Here is a 16,335-nt window from a genome sequence, read left to right as displayed (position 1 = left end):
GTCACATTCCGATCGAAGCGAAGAAGATCGCGAACAGGCCGTCGAGCACGATCACCAGGAAGATCGACTTCACCACCGACGTGGTCGTCTGCCGCCCGAGCGATTCCGCGCTGCCCTTCACACGCAATCCTTCGCTACAGGCGACGATCCCGATCACCAGAGCCATGAAGGGCGCCTTCAGGATGCCGACCTCGAAATGGGTGACGGAGATGGCCTCATGCAGCCGCGCGATATAGATCGCCGGTGCCATGCCGCCGTAGAATTGCGCGACCAGTCCTCCGCCATAGAGCGCCGCAACCGCCCCAATGAACGCGAGGATCGGCAGCGCGATGACGAGGGCCGCTACGCGCGGCAGTATCAGGACATGGACGGGATCGAGGCCCATGGTCGAGAGCGCGTCGATCTCCTCGCGCATCTTCATCGAGCCGAGCTCAGCGGTGTACGCACTCCCTGAACGTCCCGCGACCATGATGGCGACGATCAGCACACCCAGCTCGCGCAGCACCAGGATGCCGACCATGTCGACGGTGTAGGACTCCGCACCGAACCTGCGGAAATGAAAGAACCCCTGCTGGGCGATGATGGCACCGATCAGGAAGGTAATGAGAACGACAATCGGAATGGCCTGCCAGCCGATCCGGTAGAGCTGATAGACAAGCGATGTCAGCCGCAGCGAGCGTGGCCGGCGCAGCACGCCGATCACGGCGATGAACAATGCACCCAGCATTTGAAGAAAGATCGTGACGTCTTCGCGCGCGCCAACCGTGGATTTGCCGAGATCGCTGAGCCTGAGCAGAACCGGGTTTGGCGCGGCCGCAGCCGCCGGGGTGTGACGGTTGACCTGACGCACCTCATCCATCAAGCCGCTGAAATGATCGGCAACGCCGACGAATTCGGCCGATCTGCCGGATGATGCGGCCCGTCGCGACAGCTTCTCCAACACCCAGGCGCCGAGCGTGTCGAGCGCGCTGACGCCAGACATGTCCAGCGTCACGGCGCTGGATCGATCGACATCGGCCCCGACCGAACGGGACAGCGTTTCGAGCGCCGACACGTTGGCTGCCGTCCACGGCCCTTCCGGGCGCAATTTCAGCACATCGCCGGAGGGCGTTGCCAGCAACAGCGGTTCGGAGTTCACGCTTCCACCTCATCGGGACAATTGGTCCCCATTCAGCCGCCACTTCTAGGCCAGCATGTGGCGGCCGGGTTGACCTGTCTCAAGACCAGGACCGCGCTTCGTCCCTTGACGCAAATCAAGCGCGGCCGCGCCACCGGGCCTTAGGGTCGTTTCCATTCAAGGGAGTTCTCAAATCCATGTTCAACAGCGACAGGATGAGCGAAGAACTGCGAGCGCTGAAGGTGGACGTCACGCGTCTGCTGAGCACCGCAGGCGAAGAGATGTTCGACAGCTCGAAAGACCGGGCCGAGGCTCTGGCCGATCAGATCAAGGCTGCGCTTGCCGAGCTCGGAGAAACCGTCAGCGACGAGCAGGAGCAGCTTCAGCGCCTCATTGCGGAACGCCCGGTCACGTCGCTGGCCTCGGCTTTCGCGCTCGGCGTGGTCGTCGGCGTCATGCTGAGGAGACACTAGGTGAACACGGAGAATGTCGTCAAACATCTGCGCGTGCTGTGGCGCATCGACAGGATCATCGCGGACATCAGGCTGCGCCATCTGTTGATCGGTCTCGGCCTGCGGGCCTTCGCGGCCCTGATCGCGACATTCGGGCTCCTGATGCTGGAGCTGTCGGCCTATTTCGCCCTGGTCCAGATCTGGAGCGCAATTGCGGCGGCCGCCATCCTCGGCACCGTCAATTTCGCCATCGCGGCGATTCTCCTCATCGTTGCCGGCCGTCCTCCATCCGGCCGCGACATCGAGCTCGCCAATGAAATTCACGGCGCATCTATCGAAGCCTTGCAGCTCGAGGCGCGGGCGCTCCAAGCCCAGGTGTCAGGCGCGGTCCATCATCCGCTCAGCACGATTGTGCCGGTGCTGGTGCCGCTGATCGCGATCATCGTCAAGAGTCTGCGGAAAACGGCCACGGAATCCGCCGCATCGCGCGAAGCGCACTCGTGATCGGAACGCTCAGAGCTTGAGCCTGACGTCACAGAGGTCGGGCTCGGTCGAATCCGGCTTCACGTCGAAGCCGAGCTGGCGGCACATCTCAAGCATTGTGGTGTTCTCCCTGAGAACATCACCCGAGATGGTCTTCAGCCCCTCCGACCTCGCATAGTCGATGATCAACTGCATCAACGCCCATCCGAGCCCCCTGCCCTTGAGGTCCGACCGCAGCAGGATCGCATATTCGCCGCTCTCATAGACCGAGTCCGAATGGAGCCGGACCACGCCGACCATCTCGCCGGTCGCTTCGTCGAATGCGATGAAGGCCATTGCGCGCGCATAGTCGAGCTGGGTCAGGCGCGCGATGAACTCGTGGGTGAACTCCTTCATCGGCGCGAAGAAGCGCAGGCGGAGGTCGTGCGCCGTGACGTGACGCAGGAATTCGTGGATGGTCGGCTCGTCCTCGGGACGCAAGGGCCGTACGAAGATGCGCCAGTCGTCCTTGAGCGCCAGGCGGCGCTCCCATTGCGACGGATAGGCCCGGACGGCGAAGTTGGCCGGGCCGGAGCCAGCGAATTTGCGCTGCGGCGGCCCCACCGCGACGCGGGCGTCGACCGCCGTCACGCCGGTCTCGTCCGCAAGCAGTGGGTTGATGTCGAATTCACGGATCTCGGGAATGTCAGCGGCCATCTGGGCGAGCTTGACCAACACCAGCGCGACGGCGTCCGGCTCGACCGCGGGTACGTCGCGATAGGCCTTCAGCAGCCGTGATACGCGCGTGCGGCCGATCAGGTCGCGGGCGAGCTGCAGATCAAGCGGCGGAAGCGCCAGTGCCTTGTCGTTGATGATCTCGACCGCCGTCCCGCCCCGGCCGAAGACGACGACGGTGCCAAAGGTGGGATCGTCGGCAAGACCCAGGATCAGCTCACGCGCCTTCGCCTTGACGACCATCGCCTGCACGATGACGCCCTCGATGCGGGCTTCGGGACGGAGCTTCCTCGCCCGCGCGAGAATGTCGGTGGCAGCCGCGCGCACGGCCTCCGGCGTGGTCAGATTGAGGACGACGCCGCCGACGTCCGATTTGTGGACAATGTCGCGCGACATGATCTTCAGCACGACCGTGACGCCTTGCGCGAACATCTCGCTGGCGTAGGCGACGGCCTGCTCGACATCGGTCGCGGCACGGGTCGGTACCATCGCGATATCATAGGTTCCGAGCAGGTGCTTGATCTCGACGGGATCGAGCCATTTGCGGCCGTCCGCGATCGCAGCGGCGACGATCTGCCTGGCAGCCCGGGCGTCAGGCACGAACGTGTCGGGCATCGCGGGAGGAACCTGGCTCAGCTCCTCTACGACCTCGCGATGCCTCACGAGATGCATGAAGCCGCGCACCGCATCATCTTCGGTCGGATAATTCGGAATGCCCGCGCCGGAGAGCGCCTGAATGATGTTCTGATCGGCTCCGACCCAAGCCGCCAGCACGGGCTTCGCCCATCGGCGCTGCTGCTCGCGATATTTGCCGACGAGCTCGGTCACGGTCGCGGCGATGTCGGCCGCCGGGGCGACCGCGGTCTGCACGTTGAGGACGAGGACGGCATCATTATCAGGGTCCGCGAGCAGCACCTCCAGCGCCGCCGCGTAGCGCGATGCATCGGCATCACCGACGATGTCGACGGGATTCGAACCGGACCAGGTCGGCGGCAGCACCGCATCGAGGCTCTTGCGCGTCGCGGCCGAGATGGACGCCGGGATTCCACCAAGGTCCACCAACCGATCCACGGCCAGGACACCGATGCCGCCGCCATTGGTGAGGATGGCGAGACGCTTTCCCGCCGGCGGCTCGACGCGACCGAGCGTCTCGGCGCAATCGAACAGCTCGCGCAGATCGGAGACTCGCAGGACGCCCGCACGGCGGAACGCGGCATCATAGACGGCGTCGGCGCCGGCGAGCGCGCCCGTATGGGTTGCCGCCGCTTTGGCACCCTGCGCCATGCGGCCGGACTTCACCACGACGACCGGCTTCACGCGCGCCGCGGCCCGCGCCGCCGACATGAACTTGCGCGCGTCCTTGATGGCCTCGATATAGAGCAGGATCGCGCGAGTCTTGTGATCCATCGCGAAATGGTCGAGCAGGTCGGCAATATCGACGTCGATCTGATCGCCGATCGTGACAATGCCGGAGAACCCGACGCCGCGCTGCGCAGCCCAATCCACCATTCCGGCCGCGATCGAGCCGGACTGCGAGATCAGCGCGAGGTTGCCCGCCCCCGGCATGTGCGCGGCAAAGCTGGCATTGAGGCTGACGCCGGGCATCATGATGCCGAGACAGTTCGGCCCAATCAGCCGCATCCCGTATTTGCGTGCCGCAGTTATCGCGGCCTCGTGCAGGGATCCCGGTCCGTGACCGAGGCCCGCCGAGACGATCAGCGCGCCGGCCGAGCCGCGACGTCCGGCCTGGTCGATGATGCCGGGAACCTCTCGCGCCGGCGCGGTGATGACCACGAGCTCGGGCACGAAGTCCAACCTGTCCAGACTGCCCACCGCAGCGATGCCGCCGATCTCGGCGTGGCGCGGATTGACGAGGCCGAACCGACCCTTGAACTCGGCCTTGTGAATGTTCTCGAGAACGGCGCGTCCAACCGAGACCGGGCGGGCGCTCGCGCCGACGAGCGCAACCGAACGCGGCGACAGCAGATTCTTCAAGCGATAGGTTGACATGGAAGCATATGCGCCCGGTCGTTGGCGGTTCCGATGGTTGACGATCGGCCGATAAACTGGCGATGCGCCTAGTGCGAGATCATAACCCAGCACGGCGGCTGGCCAATGACGGTCTTTGTCACACCACCCCAGACGATCTCGTTCAGGCGTGAATGATGGTAGGCGCCCATCACGATCGCATCCATGGCATGGGAATTCGCCCAGCTTCCGAGCACCTTGCCGATCGAGCTGCCGCCGCCCTTCGTCGTTTCGAACGAGGCGTAGACCCCGTGTTCCCTCAGATGGTCGACGAGCGCGGTTCCGGATTGCACGACCGCATCGGCCTTGTCGTCCGCCACCGTGACCACCCGGACGGATGCCGCAGCCTGAAGAATGGGCAGCGCGTCGCCGACCGCCCGCGCGGCACGGGCGGAGTGATCCCAGGCGATCATGACGTTCTCGAACTCCGGTCGCAGCTCGTCCACATGCTGTTCCGGGCAGAGCAGCAGCGGCCGGCCGGATTCGAACAGGAGCGTTTCGATGATGCGCTCCGTTCGACTGTCATGCGGCCTCACGGGGACCAGCGTCAGATCGCTGAAGCGCGCATGCTCGGCCAGGATCGACGCGATCTGGTCCGCCGGCACCTTACCCGATCGGCTTTGGGCGCGAATGTTGGCGCGGGAGGCTGCATTGGTGAAGGCGTTGAGGAGTTGCTGCACGTCGCTTACCTCACGCGAACCGCTCGCCTCCGCGGAATCCAGCTCGCCAGGGCTGATGACCGTCGGTCGCGCGAAAACATCTTCCTCGAGCGCGAGCGCGGTGATCCTGGCGCCGAGGTCGGCGGCGACAGCCACGCATGTCGCGATCGCAGCGAGGGCCGGCCCGCGCGGCTGGCCGACAAGCGGCAGAAAGACATCCTTGATGGGCATCGGGTTTCTCCTTACCGGTCAGGATAAGCCACCTTTCGCCGGGAAGCTTGATCCTCCTCAAGGCGGGAACACCGCGCAGCCAGCGCGACGACAGGCTTTGACCGATGTCAAGGACTGGCCCCGATCCGCCTCTAAGGATTAGCCTGCTGCCTCACCGCTGACGCATCTGGAAATGCCTGCTGAGATGACAGACGATTCTGCAATCCAGGAACGGGTCTTCGAAGCTCTAAACGCGCGTCCTGGCGTAAAGCGGATCGACACCCACGCAGCGTCGGTGTTTCTCGACGGAACGCGCGCCCTGAAGATCAAGCGGGCTGTCAAGTTTCCATTCCTCGACTATTCGACGCTCGAAAAGCGCAAGGCAGCCTGCGAAGAGGAGATCAGGATCAACCGGCCGCTCGCGCCGCAAATCTATCACCGCGTCGTGGCGATCACGGAGGAGCCGGATGGATCGATCGAGATCGACGGTGGCGGCCGGCCGATCGAGTATGCGGTCGACATGTCCCGTTTCGACGAAAACCGGACGCTGGACCATGTGGCAAAAGCCGGCCCGCTGGATGCAGAGCTCGCTCCGGCCATCGCGGATGCGATCGCAGCATCGCATGCGAGAGCGCCCGTCGCGGACGGCGCCGCATGGATTGCCTCCATTCCTGCGCTGATCGATGGCAACAGCACCGGGCTGCGCAGCGGTGGCCATTTCGAAGCAGCAGAGGTTGATCAGCTTGACAAAGCCTCACACCGGGCATTCCTGCGCGTCCGCGCTACACTGGAAGAACGCGCGCGCCACGGTTTCGTGCGCCGCTGTCACGGCGACTTGCATCTTGCCAATATCGTGCTGATCGACCGGCAGCCTGTCCTGTTCGACGCGATCGAATTCGACGCGCAGATGGCGACTGTGGACGTGCTCTACGATCTTGCGTTCACGCTGATGGACCTGCTGCGCCATGACCAGTCGGCCACGGCCAATGCCGTCCTGAACCAGTATCTGATGACGGCGCCCGACGAAACGCTCGACGCCCTGGCGGCGCTGCCACTGTTCATGTCCATTCGCGCCGCGATCCGCGCGCAGGTGGCGCTGGCGCGACTGAGGCGGCTTGATGCCGACGGCCCCGGCACTCTCGACGAGGCGCGCCGCTATTTCGAGCTCGCCCGGGCTTTGATTCATCCCCCCGCCCCTCGCCTGATCGCGGTTGGCGGACTATCGGGCACCGGCAAATCCGTGCTCGCCCGCGCGCTGGCGCCCGCCGTGGCGCCACAGCCCGGCGCCGTCGTGCTGCGCAGCGACGTCATTCGCAAGCAGCTGTTTCAGGTGGGACACACCGAACGGCTACCGCCGTCCACGTACCGGCCTGACGTGACGGCACAGGTCTACGAGGTGCTGATGCAGCGCGCCCGCCAGGTTCTGGCGCAAGGCCATTCGGCAATCGTCGACGCCGTCTTTGCGCGTGAGTCCGAGCGAGACGAGATGGCCGCCCTGGCACGCGAGTGCGGCGTACCGCTCAATGGACTATTCCTCGTCGCCGACCTCGCCACCCGCAAGGCGCGAATCGGCGGTCGCCGGGGCGACGCGTCCGACGCCACGCAAGAGGTTGCCGCGCAGCAAGAGCACTATAATATCGGCCATGTCGGTTGGGCGACCATCGATGCATCCGGGACACAAGCGCAGACGCTCCAGAACTGCCGGGACGTAATCGCTGAGGGCAAATAAGGCAATCTGATTGGCGCGGGCTAGGATGGCGCGACCCACCACGAGTTCGATGGCGACCGCTCGCGCCAAGCCTGCGGCGCGGCGCAATGTTCTGCCCGGCCGCCTCAGCCCCGGCATGGCCTGCGACACCGCGTTCCGGATCATCGCCCGCCGTCACCTCGATGCCGTCCTCGCCCAGCACGATGGCACCTGCCACGGCGATCCGGAGGCGCTGCATCAGATCCGGATCGCAGTGACGCATCTGCGCACCGCCATCCGCTTCTTCTCGCCCATGGTCGACGATGCCCTGCGGCCGAATGTCTGGGCCGAATTGAAATGGCTGAACAGCCAGCTCGGCGTGGTGCGCGACCTCGACGTGGCGATCGAGCGAGTTATCGCCGAGAGCGGGGGCGAGCTTGACGTGATCGCCGAGCTTCAGCATTGGGACGAGAAGCGCGCCGAGAGCCACCGCCTGCTGGCGCGCGCGCTGCAATCGGCGCGGTATCGCCGTCTTGTCGAGCAGACCTCGGCCTGGATCGAGAGCGGTCCTTGGTCGACCCGGCGCAGCAAGGAAGCCATCCGATTGCGCCGCTGCCCGCTTGCCGACCACGCGACGACGCAGCTCACGGAATGGGAAACGACGCTGCTCAGGAAGGCGCGGAAACTCCGCAAGCTCGACGTCGGAAAACGGCACAAGCTGCGGCTCCTCAACAAGCGGCTGACCTATTCGATCGAATCGCTGGAGGATTTGTTTGCGGACGAATCGCTGACCAAACAGAAGTCGATCCTCAAGCAATTGCGCAAGGCGCAGAAGTCCCTCGGGCAATTGAACGACGATGCGCGAGGGCAAACCCTGGCAGCTTCACTGAACGAGGCCGTCCCCGAGGCGGGCATTCGCTTCCTCAACCGGAAGCGTCAAAAGAAGCTGTTGCGGACCGCCTCGAACGCTTACCGGAAACTGGACAAGGCCAAGCCGTTCCGCTCGTCCGACCTCGCCCCGAATGCAGAGCCCGAGGATTAGGGCGGACCAGCTTGACTTGGGTCAAATCAGCTTCCTGCCGGCGAACTAAGCTCCACACATCGATATTCGTGCGAACTTGCGGAGCTTCCCCATGCGCGCCCACCAGATCATGACCCGATCGGTCATCTCGGTTGCCCCCCACACCAGCATCGTCGAGGCGGCAAACATCATGCTGAAGCGGCACGTCAGCGGCCTCGCCGTGGTCGACGATGCCGGCAAGCTGGTCGGCGTGGTCTCCGAGGGGGATTTCGTCCGCCGCAGCGAAATCGGCACCGGGCGCAAGCGAGGCCGCTGGCTGCGGTTCATCCTCGGCCCCGGCAACTCCGCCAGCGATTTCGTCCACGAACATGGCCGCAAGGTGTCGGAGGTGATGACCGCCTCGGTCGTGACCATCACCGAGGATACGGCACTCGCGGAGATCGTTGATCTCATGGAACGGAACAACGTAAAACGGCTGCCGGTGGTGCGCGCCGACAAGGTCGTCGGCATCGTCTCGCGCGCGAATCTATTGCAGGCGGTGGCGGGGCTCGCCCGCGAGGTACCGGATCCGACGGCCGACGACGATCACATTCGAGGCCGTATCATCGACACCATGGAGAAAAACGACTGGTGCCCGTTCGGACTGAATGTCATCGTCCGGGACGGCATCGTTCATCTGAGCGGCGTCATCACCGAGGAACGCGCGCGTCAGGCCGCCGTCGTCGCGGCGGAGAACGTCGAGGGCGTCAAGAAGGTGCACGACCATCTGTGCTGGGTCGACACCGTATCGGGCGTCTATCTGAATTCGCCCGAGGACGACGATCTCGCCAGGGCCAGTTAGGCGCGAACCGAAGGCGACTTAGCGGGGAATGACAGCGGTGGCTTCGATCTCGACGCGCGCCGCCTTCTCGACGAGGCGGACGACCTGCACCAGCGCCATCGCAGGATAGTGCGCGCCGAAGGTGGCACGGTAGCTCTTGCCGAGCTCCCTCAGGTTCGCCAAGTATTCGTCCATGTCGACGACGTACCAGGTCAGGCGCACGAGGTGCTCGGGCCGCGCACCCGCCTCCGCCAATATCTCGGCGATGTTGCTCAGGGCTTGGCGCACCTGCGCAACAAAGCCGTCCGCGAGACGCTCCTCGGTGTCCCAGCCGATCACGCCGCCGGTGACGACGATGCGTCCCTCGGCGGCCATGCCGTTGGCATAGCCTTTCGGTAGCGGCCAGCCGGACGGTTGGAGCACCTGCGCCCTGGAGCCGGTTTCGCCCTCGGCTGCTGTCGGCAGCACTGCGAGATGCGGGCCTTTCGGCGTCGTCACGGACAATTCTTCATCCTTCTCTTATTCCGCCGCAACGCCAGAGGACGTCGCTGCAGCCTGCGCCAACTGCCGCAGGGCAAATCGCTTCAACTTGCCGGTCTCGGTCTTCGGCAGTTGCGCCACGAACTCGATCGCGCGCGGATATTTGTAAGGCGCAATCTCACGTTTGACATGCTCCTGCAACTCCGCTGCGAGTTGAGCGTCCGGCGTCACGCCGGGGGCGGCGATGACATAGGCCTTCACGATCATGCCACGCGCCTCGTCCGGCGCACCGACGACGCCGCACTCGGCTACGGATGGATGCGTCAGCAGCGCCGCCTCCACATCCGTGCCCGCGATGTTGTACCCGGCTGACACGATCATGTCGTCGGAGCGCGACTGGTACCAGAAGTAGCCGTCGCTATCCATCAGATAGGTATCGCCGGTGATGTTCCAACCGTTCTGGACGTATTTGCGCTGCCGCTCGTCGGCGAGATAGCGGCAGCCGGTCGGGCCGCGCACCGCGAGCCGCCCCATCGTGCCCGGCGGCAGGTCATTGCCGTCGTCATCGACGATTTTTGCTTCATAACCCGGCACGGGTTTGCCGGTTGCGCCGGGACGGATCTCGTCCTCGGTCGCGCTGATGAAGATGTGCAGCAGCTCGGTCGAACCGATGCCGTCCATCAGCTTGATGCCGGTGGCCTTGAGCCAGGCATCGAATGTCGGCTTGGGAAGGGTCTCGCCGGCAGAAATGCACTTGCGCAGCGAGGAAATGTCGCGACCTGCGAGCTTGCCGATCATGGCGCGATAGGCGGTCGGCGCGGTGAAGCAGACCGAGGTCTTGTATTGCTCGATCGCCGTCAGCATGTCGTCCGGCGTCGTCTTCTCCAGCACGACGAAGGAAGCGCCGATATGCATCGGAAACAACACGCCGCCGAAGCCGAAGGTAAAGGCGAGCGGCGCTGAACCGACGAAGCGATCCTTCTGCTCCGCCCTCAAGATGTTGTGCGCATAACCGTCGCAGACCGCCAGCATATCCCGATGGAAATGCATGGTGCCCTTGGGATCGCCCGTCGTGCCCGACGTGAAGGCAATCAGGCAGATGTCATCGGCGGCGGTATCGACCGCCTTGAACTCCGGGCTCGCATCAGCAATCAGCGCCTCGAGCGAGTCCGACGCGCCGTTGCCCCAATAGACCACGTGCTTGAGGCCGGGCGCCGCCGCTTTCGCCTTCTCCATCTCCTCCGAGAGTTTTCCATCGCAGAGCGCGAGTGTAATCTCCGCCGTCTGGATCGGATAAGATAGTTCCTTGGCGCGCAGCAGAGGCATGGTCGCCACGACGATGCCGCCAGCCTTGATCACCGCGAGATAGGTCGCAACCATCATCGGATTGTTGGCGGAGCGCAGCAGCACGCGTCCGCCGGTTACGAGACCAAGCTTGCGAACCAGCACGTCGGCGATGCGGTTCACGAGCGCTTGCAGCTCGCGATAGGTGTAGCTGACGGCCGGACTGATGACGCACGGCGCGTCGCCGTGGCCCTGCTCGACCCAGCGGTCGAGAAAATAGCTGACGCAGTTCAATCGCGGCGGGTAGTGCAGCTCCGGCCGCGTGAAGATGAATTCGGGCCAGAACTCTCGCGGCGGCAGATGCTGCCGTGCGAACGTATCGACGTGGGCTGTCGCGGCGTTGCCGTCATACGAGCCCGACTCTTCAGCCTTAGCGGCGTTGGCCATCGCACGCTCCTTTCAGCATGGAAAGCACCCGGCAGCATCATATGGGAAACATTTTAGGCTTAAAACAATTCGGCGCAATAGCGGATTTTGGGCATCCCATGCATTTTCCTGCGGCAAGGTGGTGGGACTGGCGGGGTGCCCCGCCGGCGGACTACGGCCGGCGGCGAGCGGCCGATTTCTGCGCCGACGCCTTTGTCTTGGCCAGGAGCCGCATCAATTCGCGGACGTCCTTCGGGGTCAGGTCGGCGAAGAGATCGGCGATCCAGGTCTCGTGCTCCGCAGCCATCCTGCGAAACTCGGCGCGACCCAGCTTTGTGAGGCGGATCACCTGGACGCGGCGGTCCGTCTCCGAGGTGCGCCGGTCGAGATGGCCCGATTCCACCAGCCGTTCGACGAGGCCGGTGACGTTGCCGTTGGACACCATCATGCGCTTGGAGACGTCGGACAGCGTCATGCCATCGGGCGCCTTGTCGAGCTGCGCCATCAGGTCGAACCGGGGCAGCGTGACGTCGAAGCGCTGTCGCAGGCGGCCACGGACTTCGCCTTCGATCAGGGTCGTGCAGGTGAGCAGACGCAGCCACAGCCGAAGCTCTTCGGCGTGGTCCTCCGGCGTCTCGACGGCCTTGGTCTCGGAATCGAGCATCTCGATGCAGTCACTCATGGCCGGCCTTGGCGCCAGCACGGATTCCCCAACGTTTTGAGCTTCAAATAAATCGGCCCCGGCCGCAAGCCTAAAGCTGCAACAAACGACCGCACTCAAATTTCTTTAGGCTTCAAATAACTGGCGCGCCGCTTGCATGCGCCACTGCCCGCAGGATGGCCCCGCCTTGAGCTTGCTTGCCGCGGCCGCCATCATCGGCATAAGCTTGAATTGGAGTACCCGGCTTGCTGCGCAGGCCCGATCGTCACGGGGGACACATCATGAAGACGCAACTGACCTTGGCCGCTGCCGCCCTGCTGCTCGGCACCGCAGTGAGCCCTTCCTTCGCCCAGGAGAAGATCAAGCTGGGCGTGGTCGTGACCCTGTCGGGCCCCGCCGCCGCGCTTGGCCAGCAGGTCCGCGACGGCTTTGCGCTCGCCGTGAAGGATCTCGGCGGCAAGATGGGGGGCCGAGATGTCGAGGTGATCGTCGCCGATGACGAGTTGAAGCCCGACGCAGCGGTCACGAAGGTCAAGGGCCTTCTGGAGCGCGACAAGGTCGACTTCGTGGTGGGCCCGATCTTCTCCAACATCCTCCAGGCGATCCACCGCCCCATTACGGAGTCCAAGACGTTCCTGATCAGCCCCAACGCCGGCCCATCGACTTTCGCCGGCAAGGACTGCAACCCGTTCTTCTATGTGACGTCGTATCAGAACGACCAGGTCCACGAGATCCTCGGCAAGGTCGCGCAGGATCGCGGCTACAAGCGCATGTATCTGATGGTGCCGAACTATCAGGCCGGCAAGGATTCAGTGGCGGGCTTCAAGCTCGACTACAAGGGCGAGATCGTCGAAGAATCCTACATGCCGCTGAACACGCTGGACTTCCAGCCGGAACTTTCCAAGATCTCGTCGCAGAAGCCCGATGCGCTGTTCACGTTCATGCCGGGCGGCCTCGGCGTCAATCTCGTCAAGCAATACCGGCAGGCCGGCCTCGCCGACACTATTCCGGTGCTCTCGGCTTTCACGGTGGATGAATCGACCTTGCCGGCGCAGCAGGATGCGGCCGTCGGCATGTTTGGCGGCGCGAACTGGGCGCCCAATCTCGACAACCCCCAGAACAAGAAGTTCGTCGCGGCCTATGAAGCCGCCTACAACGTCGTGCCCGGCACCTACGCTTTCCAGGCCTATGACGCCGCGATGCTGATCGACAGCGCGGTCAAGGCCGTGAAAGGCGATCTCTCGAACAAGGATGCGGTTGGGGCTGCGCTGAAGAAGGCCGACTTCACCTCTCTGCGCGGCGCCTTCAAGTTCAACACCAACGGCTATCCGATCCAGGATTTCTATCTGACCAAGGTCGCCAAGCGTGCGGACGGCAAGTTCCAGACCGAGATCGTTCAGAAAGTCTTTGAGAACTATGGCGACCGCTATGCCAAGGACTGCAAGGCGGCAAACTAAGCCGCACCGCATTACGGGAGGACTGCAATGAAAAGCGAAATCACCGGCATCACACGGGCCAATGAAGGGATCCAGGGCATTTCCTGGAACATCCTCGGCCAGACCTACGTGCCGAAGAGCAATACCGAGCACAGCTTCTCCTGGCACGCGACATTGCCGCCGGGCACATTCGTGCCGCCGCACATCCATCCCGACCAGGATGAGTATCTCTACATGCTCGAGGGCAAGCTCGACTTCATGCTCGGCAATTCGGAGTCGCAGGCGACCGCGGGCGATCTGATCCGCCTCGGCATGGGTGTGCCGCACGGCATCTTCAACAAGTCGGAGCAGACCGCAAAGGTGCTGTTCTGGGTGTCGCCGACCCGCAAGCTGTTCGACCTGTTCTGGGGCCTTCACAATATGAAGGAACAGAAGCCCGAGGACGTGGTGGCGATGGCCGCCGAGTTCAACATCCACTTCCTGCCGCCGCCGCCCGGCGGCTAGCAGCGAGTCCTAAGCGCGCACCGCCGCCAGACCCGGCACTGCGGCGAAGCCGGCCTTGGTGGCGTAGCCGCGGACGATCGCCTCGCGCTGGGAATAGCTCAGCACGTTGTCGACGTTGTCGAAGCCATCGGGCGCAAGCTGCTCGACTGCGTCGATGACGCCCTCGGGACCGCCGCGCCGGTTGGATCGGACGATGTCAGCGGTCATCGGCAGACGCTTCTTCTCATATTCAAGCAAAGCCTGGCGCGGATGCTCGGCGCGCACCAGCGCATCGGCAAGGCAGCGCGCGTCGAGGATCGCCTGAGATGCGCCGTTGGAGCCGACCGGATACATCGGATGCGCGGCGTCACCGAGCAGCGTAACGCGCCCGGACGACCAATAAGGCAAGGGATCGCGGTCGCAGGTCGGATATTCGTAGAATTCCGGCGTTGCCGAGATCAGGCTCTTGACGTCGATATAAGGCACCGAGAAGCGCGCGACATGCGGCATCAACTCCTCGCGCCGGCCGGGCCGCGACCAGTCTTCCTTCCGGGGCGGCGGGGCATTACCTTCGCCGACCTTCACCAGCACCGCCCAGTTGGTGAGACGGCTCGCCGGGCTCGATCCCTCTGCGATCGGATAGATCACCACCTTGGCGTTGAGGCCGCCGGCCACGATCATCGACTTGCCGGTGAGGAACAGCGGCCAATCGCGCGCACCGCGCCATAGCATCAGGCCGTTCCAGCACGGCGGTCCCTCGTTCGGGAACAGCGTGTCGCGAACGCGTGAATGGATGCCGTCAGCGCCGATCAGGATATCGCCGCGCGCAGTATGGATGTGCGCGCCCGAGCGGTCGAAGAAATAAGCGGTGACGCCGCCCTCGTCCTGCGTGAAGGCGCCGAGGCGGCAGCCGGTGTGAATTGCCTCCGGCCCGAGCCGCTCCTCGACGGCGCGATGGATGACGCCCTGAAGGCGGCCGCGGTGAATCGAGAATTGCGGCACGTCATGGCCGGCGTCGATGCCGCGGGCTTCACGCCAGACCTCCTGGCCGTGGCGATTGAGGTAATAGAGCTGGTCGGTGCGGATCGCGACGTCGTCGAGCTGCTGGAGGAGACCGAGGCCGGCAAGCTCCCGCATCGCATGCGGCAGCGTGTTGATGCCGACGCCGAGTTCGCGGATGGTGTCGGCCTGCTCGAAAATCTCGCATCCGATGCCGCGCGAGCGCAGCATCAATGCCGTGGTGAGACCACCGATACCGCCACCGACGACAATCGCCTTCATCGCCCTTACTCCACTCGAAAATACGCCAGGCAATGGGGTTAAAGTCGCACGGGCGGTCACTCCGCCGCAAGCGGCTTTGTCGCCTCCGCCTTGAGCTCGGCCCGGGTCTTGGGCTTAGCCTTAATTCTCAGCTTCTCGAGATCCCGCCGGCCGCGCACGTCGTTGCAGAAAATCTGATCTGTTCCGTGCAAGTACTGCGGCGCAAATCCCCATTGCTGGCTTCCCGCAGCAAGTCCGGAGCTCAGTCGCCCCTGAAGACCGGTTTGACCTTGTTGGCGAACGCTTCAAAGGCGCGCTCGAAATCCGCTGTGGTCATGCACAAGGCCTGGGCAACGGCTTCCGCTTCGATCGCCTCTTCAATCGACATCGCCCATTCCATCGCCAGCATCCGCTTGGTCATGGTGTTGCCGAAGGTCGGGCCTTCCGCAACCTGCTTGGCCAGCAACTGCGCCTGGGGCAGCACCTGCTCGGGCGTGACGATGCGGCTGAAGAAGCCCCAGCGCTCGCCCTCCTCCGCCGTCATGAACCGGCCGGTGTAGAGCAGCTCGGAGGCGCGGGACTGTCCGATGATCCGCGGCAGGATCGCACAGGCGCCCATGTCGCAGCCGCCAAGTCCGACCTTGTTGAAGAGGAACGCGACCTTCGCGCCGCTCGCCGCAAGCCGCATATCCGATGCCATCGCGATGATCGCGCCGGCGCCGGCGCAGATGCCTTCGACCGCGGCCACAATGGGTTGAGGGCAGGCCCGCATCGCTTTGACGAGGTCGCCGGTCATCCGCGTGAAAGCGGTCAGCCCCTTGGTGTCCATCTTCACGAGCGGGCCGATGATCTCGAACACATCGCCGCCGGACGAGAAGTTACCGCCGGCGCCGGTGACGATGATGGCCTTGACCGCATCATCGAAAGCGCAGGCGCGGAAGAAATCCGTCAGTTCCCGATAGCTCTCGAAGGTCAGTGGATTCTTCCGCTCGGGACGGTTGAGCGTCACCGTGGCAACGCCGTCGACCACCGCCAGCAGGAAGTGCTGCGGCGAATAATCCGCGAGCGGCACGGTCACAGGATTAGCTGGTCTGCTCATGCGATCTCCTAACTA

15 protein-coding genes are annotated in these 16,335 nt (G+C 64.2%); 7 read left to right on the top strand and 8 right to left on the bottom strand.

Annotated features, from left to right (window positions below):
- Position 1 precedes the first annotated feature (1 nt).
- Complete coding sequence (locus AB7531_RS13525) at positions 2-1,138, bottom strand: ABC transporter permease (RefSeq protein ID WP_063982096.1); 1,137 nt, start codon at positions 1,136-1,138, stop codon at positions 2-4.
- Between the two features lie 176 nt (positions 1,139-1,314).
- On the opposite strand from AB7531_RS13525, the gene AB7531_RS13520 reads away from it, so the two are divergent.
- Entirely contained in the window at positions 1,315-1,590 is a 276-nt protein-coding gene (locus tag AB7531_RS13520; protein WP_063982095.1) for a hypothetical protein, read from the top strand.
- Entirely contained in the window at positions 1,591-2,073 is a 483-nt protein-coding gene (locus tag AB7531_RS13515; RefSeq protein WP_063982094.1) for a phage holin family protein, read from the top strand.
- Between the two features lie 9 nt (positions 2,074-2,082).
- Here AB7531_RS13515 and AB7531_RS13510 read toward each other — a convergent pair whose 3' ends face one another.
- Both AB7531_RS13510 and AB7531_RS13505 read right to left on the bottom strand, forming a co-directional pair.
- Entirely contained in the window at positions 2,083-4,776 is a 2,694-nt protein-coding gene (locus AB7531_RS13510; RefSeq protein ID WP_063982093.1) for a bifunctional acetate--CoA ligase family protein/GNAT family N-acetyltransferase, read from the bottom strand.
- A gap of 68 nt (positions 4,777-4,844) precedes the next feature.
- Positions 4,845-5,684, bottom strand: coding sequence for a universal stress protein (locus AB7531_RS13505; RefSeq protein ID WP_063982092.1), 840 nt, complete (start codon positions 5,682-5,684; stop codon positions 4,845-4,847).
- 184 nt (positions 5,685-5,868) lie between these two features.
- On the opposite strand from AB7531_RS13505, the gene AB7531_RS13500 reads away from it, so the two are divergent.
- The 3 genes from AB7531_RS13500 to AB7531_RS13490 all read left to right on the top strand — a co-directional run bounded on the left by AB7531_RS13500 (position 5,869) and on the right by AB7531_RS13490 (position 9,212).
- Positions 5,869-7,392, top strand: coding sequence for a bifunctional aminoglycoside phosphotransferase/ATP-binding protein (locus AB7531_RS13500; RefSeq protein ID WP_063986220.1), 1,524 nt, complete (start codon positions 5,869-5,871; stop codon positions 7,390-7,392).
- A gap of 25 nt (positions 7,393-7,417) precedes the next feature.
- Positions 7,418-8,392 carry a CHAD domain-containing protein gene (locus AB7531_RS13495; RefSeq protein WP_441279970.1) on the top strand — a complete coding sequence of 325 codons (975 nt, stop codon included), beginning with the start codon at positions 7,418-7,420 and terminating at the stop codon, positions 8,390-8,392.
- Between the two features lie 91 nt (positions 8,393-8,483).
- On the top strand, positions 8,484-9,212 hold the full coding sequence (locus tag AB7531_RS13490) for a CBS domain-containing protein (RefSeq protein WP_063982090.1): 729 nt from the start codon (positions 8,484-8,486) through the stop codon (positions 9,210-9,212).
- 18 nt (positions 9,213-9,230) lie between these two features.
- On the opposite strand, the gene AB7531_RS13485 is transcribed toward AB7531_RS13490, so the two are convergent.
- The 3 genes from AB7531_RS13485 to AB7531_RS13475 all read right to left on the bottom strand — a co-directional run bounded on the left by AB7531_RS13485 (position 9,231) and on the right by AB7531_RS13475 (position 12,063).
- Positions 9,231-9,689: a RidA family protein gene (locus tag AB7531_RS13485; RefSeq protein ID WP_063982089.1), complete on the bottom strand. Its 459-nt coding sequence runs from the start codon at positions 9,687-9,689 to the stop codon at positions 9,231-9,233.
- 21 nt (positions 9,690-9,710) lie between these two features.
- Complete coding sequence (locus AB7531_RS13480) at positions 9,711-11,402, bottom strand: benzoate-CoA ligase family protein (RefSeq protein WP_441279969.1); 1,692 nt, start codon at positions 11,400-11,402, stop codon at positions 9,711-9,713.
- A 151-nt stretch (positions 11,403-11,553) separates the two neighbouring features.
- Entirely contained in the window at positions 11,554-12,063 is a 510-nt protein-coding gene (locus tag AB7531_RS13475; RefSeq protein WP_231142628.1) for a MarR family winged helix-turn-helix transcriptional regulator, read from the bottom strand.
- Between the two features lie 260 nt (positions 12,064-12,323).
- Here AB7531_RS13475 and AB7531_RS13470 point away from each other — a divergent pair, with 260 nt between their 5' ends.
- Positions 12,324-13,499: an ABC transporter substrate-binding protein gene (locus AB7531_RS13470; RefSeq protein WP_063982087.1), complete on the top strand. Its 1,176-nt coding sequence runs from the start codon at positions 12,324-12,326 to the stop codon at positions 13,497-13,499.
- Between the two features lie 27 nt (positions 13,500-13,526).
- Positions 13,527-13,982 (top strand): cupin domain-containing protein, encoded by a 456-nt coding sequence (locus tag AB7531_RS13465; RefSeq protein WP_007601580.1) that lies wholly within the window; start codon positions 13,527-13,529, stop codon positions 13,980-13,982.
- 9 nt (positions 13,983-13,991) lie between these two features.
- On the opposite strand, the gene AB7531_RS13460 is transcribed toward AB7531_RS13465, so the two are convergent.
- Positions 13,992-15,242 carry a flavin-dependent oxidoreductase gene (locus tag AB7531_RS13460; protein WP_063982086.1) on the bottom strand — a complete coding sequence of 417 codons (1,251 nt, stop codon included), beginning with the start codon at positions 15,240-15,242 and terminating at the stop codon, positions 13,992-13,994.
- 241 nt (positions 15,243-15,483) lie between these two features.
- Entirely contained in the window at positions 15,484-16,320 is an 837-nt protein-coding gene (locus AB7531_RS13455; RefSeq protein ID WP_028156623.1) for an enoyl-CoA hydratase family protein, read from the bottom strand.
- Between the last annotated feature and the right edge of the window lie 15 nt (positions 16,321-16,335).

Source organism: Bradyrhizobium sp. 63_E2_N1_3 (assembly GCF_052076005.1).
Lineage (GTDB): Bacteria > Pseudomonadota > Alphaproteobacteria > Rhizobiales > Xanthobacteraceae > Bradyrhizobium > Bradyrhizobium barranii.
Note: the sequence above shows the minus strand (reverse complement) of the source record. Positions and strands in the feature narration are given on the sequence as shown.

Bases quoted from the DNA above. Each gene is read 5' to 3' on its own strand.
- AB7531_RS13495 (WP_441279970.1), top strand. From the start codon at position 7,418: ATGGCGCGACCCACCACGAGTTCGATGGCGACCGCTCGCGCCAAGCCT.
- AB7531_RS13475 (WP_231142628.1), bottom strand. From the start codon at position 12,063: ATGAGTGACTGCATCGAGATGCTCGATTCCGAGACCAAGGCCGTCGAG.
- AB7531_RS13470 (WP_063982087.1), top strand. From the start codon at position 12,324: ATGAAGACGCAACTGACCTTGGCCGCTGCCGCCCTGCTGCTCGGCACC.
- AB7531_RS13500 (WP_063986220.1), top strand. From the start codon at position 5,869: ATGACAGACGATTCTGCAATCCAGGAACGGGTCTTCGAAGCTCTAAAC.
- AB7531_RS13460 (WP_063982086.1), bottom strand. From the start codon at position 15,242: ATGAAGGCGATTGTCGTCGGTGGCGGTATCGGTGGTCTCACCACGGCA.
- AB7531_RS13465 (WP_007601580.1), top strand. From the start codon at position 13,527: ATGAAAAGCGAAATCACCGGCATCACACGGGCCAATGAAGGGATCCAG.
- AB7531_RS13510 (WP_063982093.1), bottom strand. From the start codon at position 4,776: ATGTCAACCTATCGCTTGAAGAATCTGCTGTCGCCGCGTTCGGTTGCG.
- AB7531_RS13505 (WP_063982092.1), bottom strand. From the start codon at position 5,684: ATGCCCATCAAGGATGTCTTTCTGCCGCTTGTCGGCCAGCCGCGCGGG.
- AB7531_RS13480 (WP_441279969.1), bottom strand. From the start codon at position 11,402: ATGGCCAACGCCGCTAAGGCTGAAGAGTCGGGCTCGTATGACGGCAAC.
- AB7531_RS13490 (WP_063982090.1), top strand. From the start codon at position 8,484: ATGCGCGCCCACCAGATCATGACCCGATCGGTCATCTCGGTTGCCCCC.
- AB7531_RS13520 (WP_063982095.1), top strand. From the start codon at position 1,315: ATGTTCAACAGCGACAGGATGAGCGAAGAACTGCGAGCGCTGAAGGTG.
- AB7531_RS13455 (WP_028156623.1), bottom strand. From the start codon at position 16,320: ATGAGCAGACCAGCTAATCCTGTGACCGTGCCGCTCGCGGATTATTCG.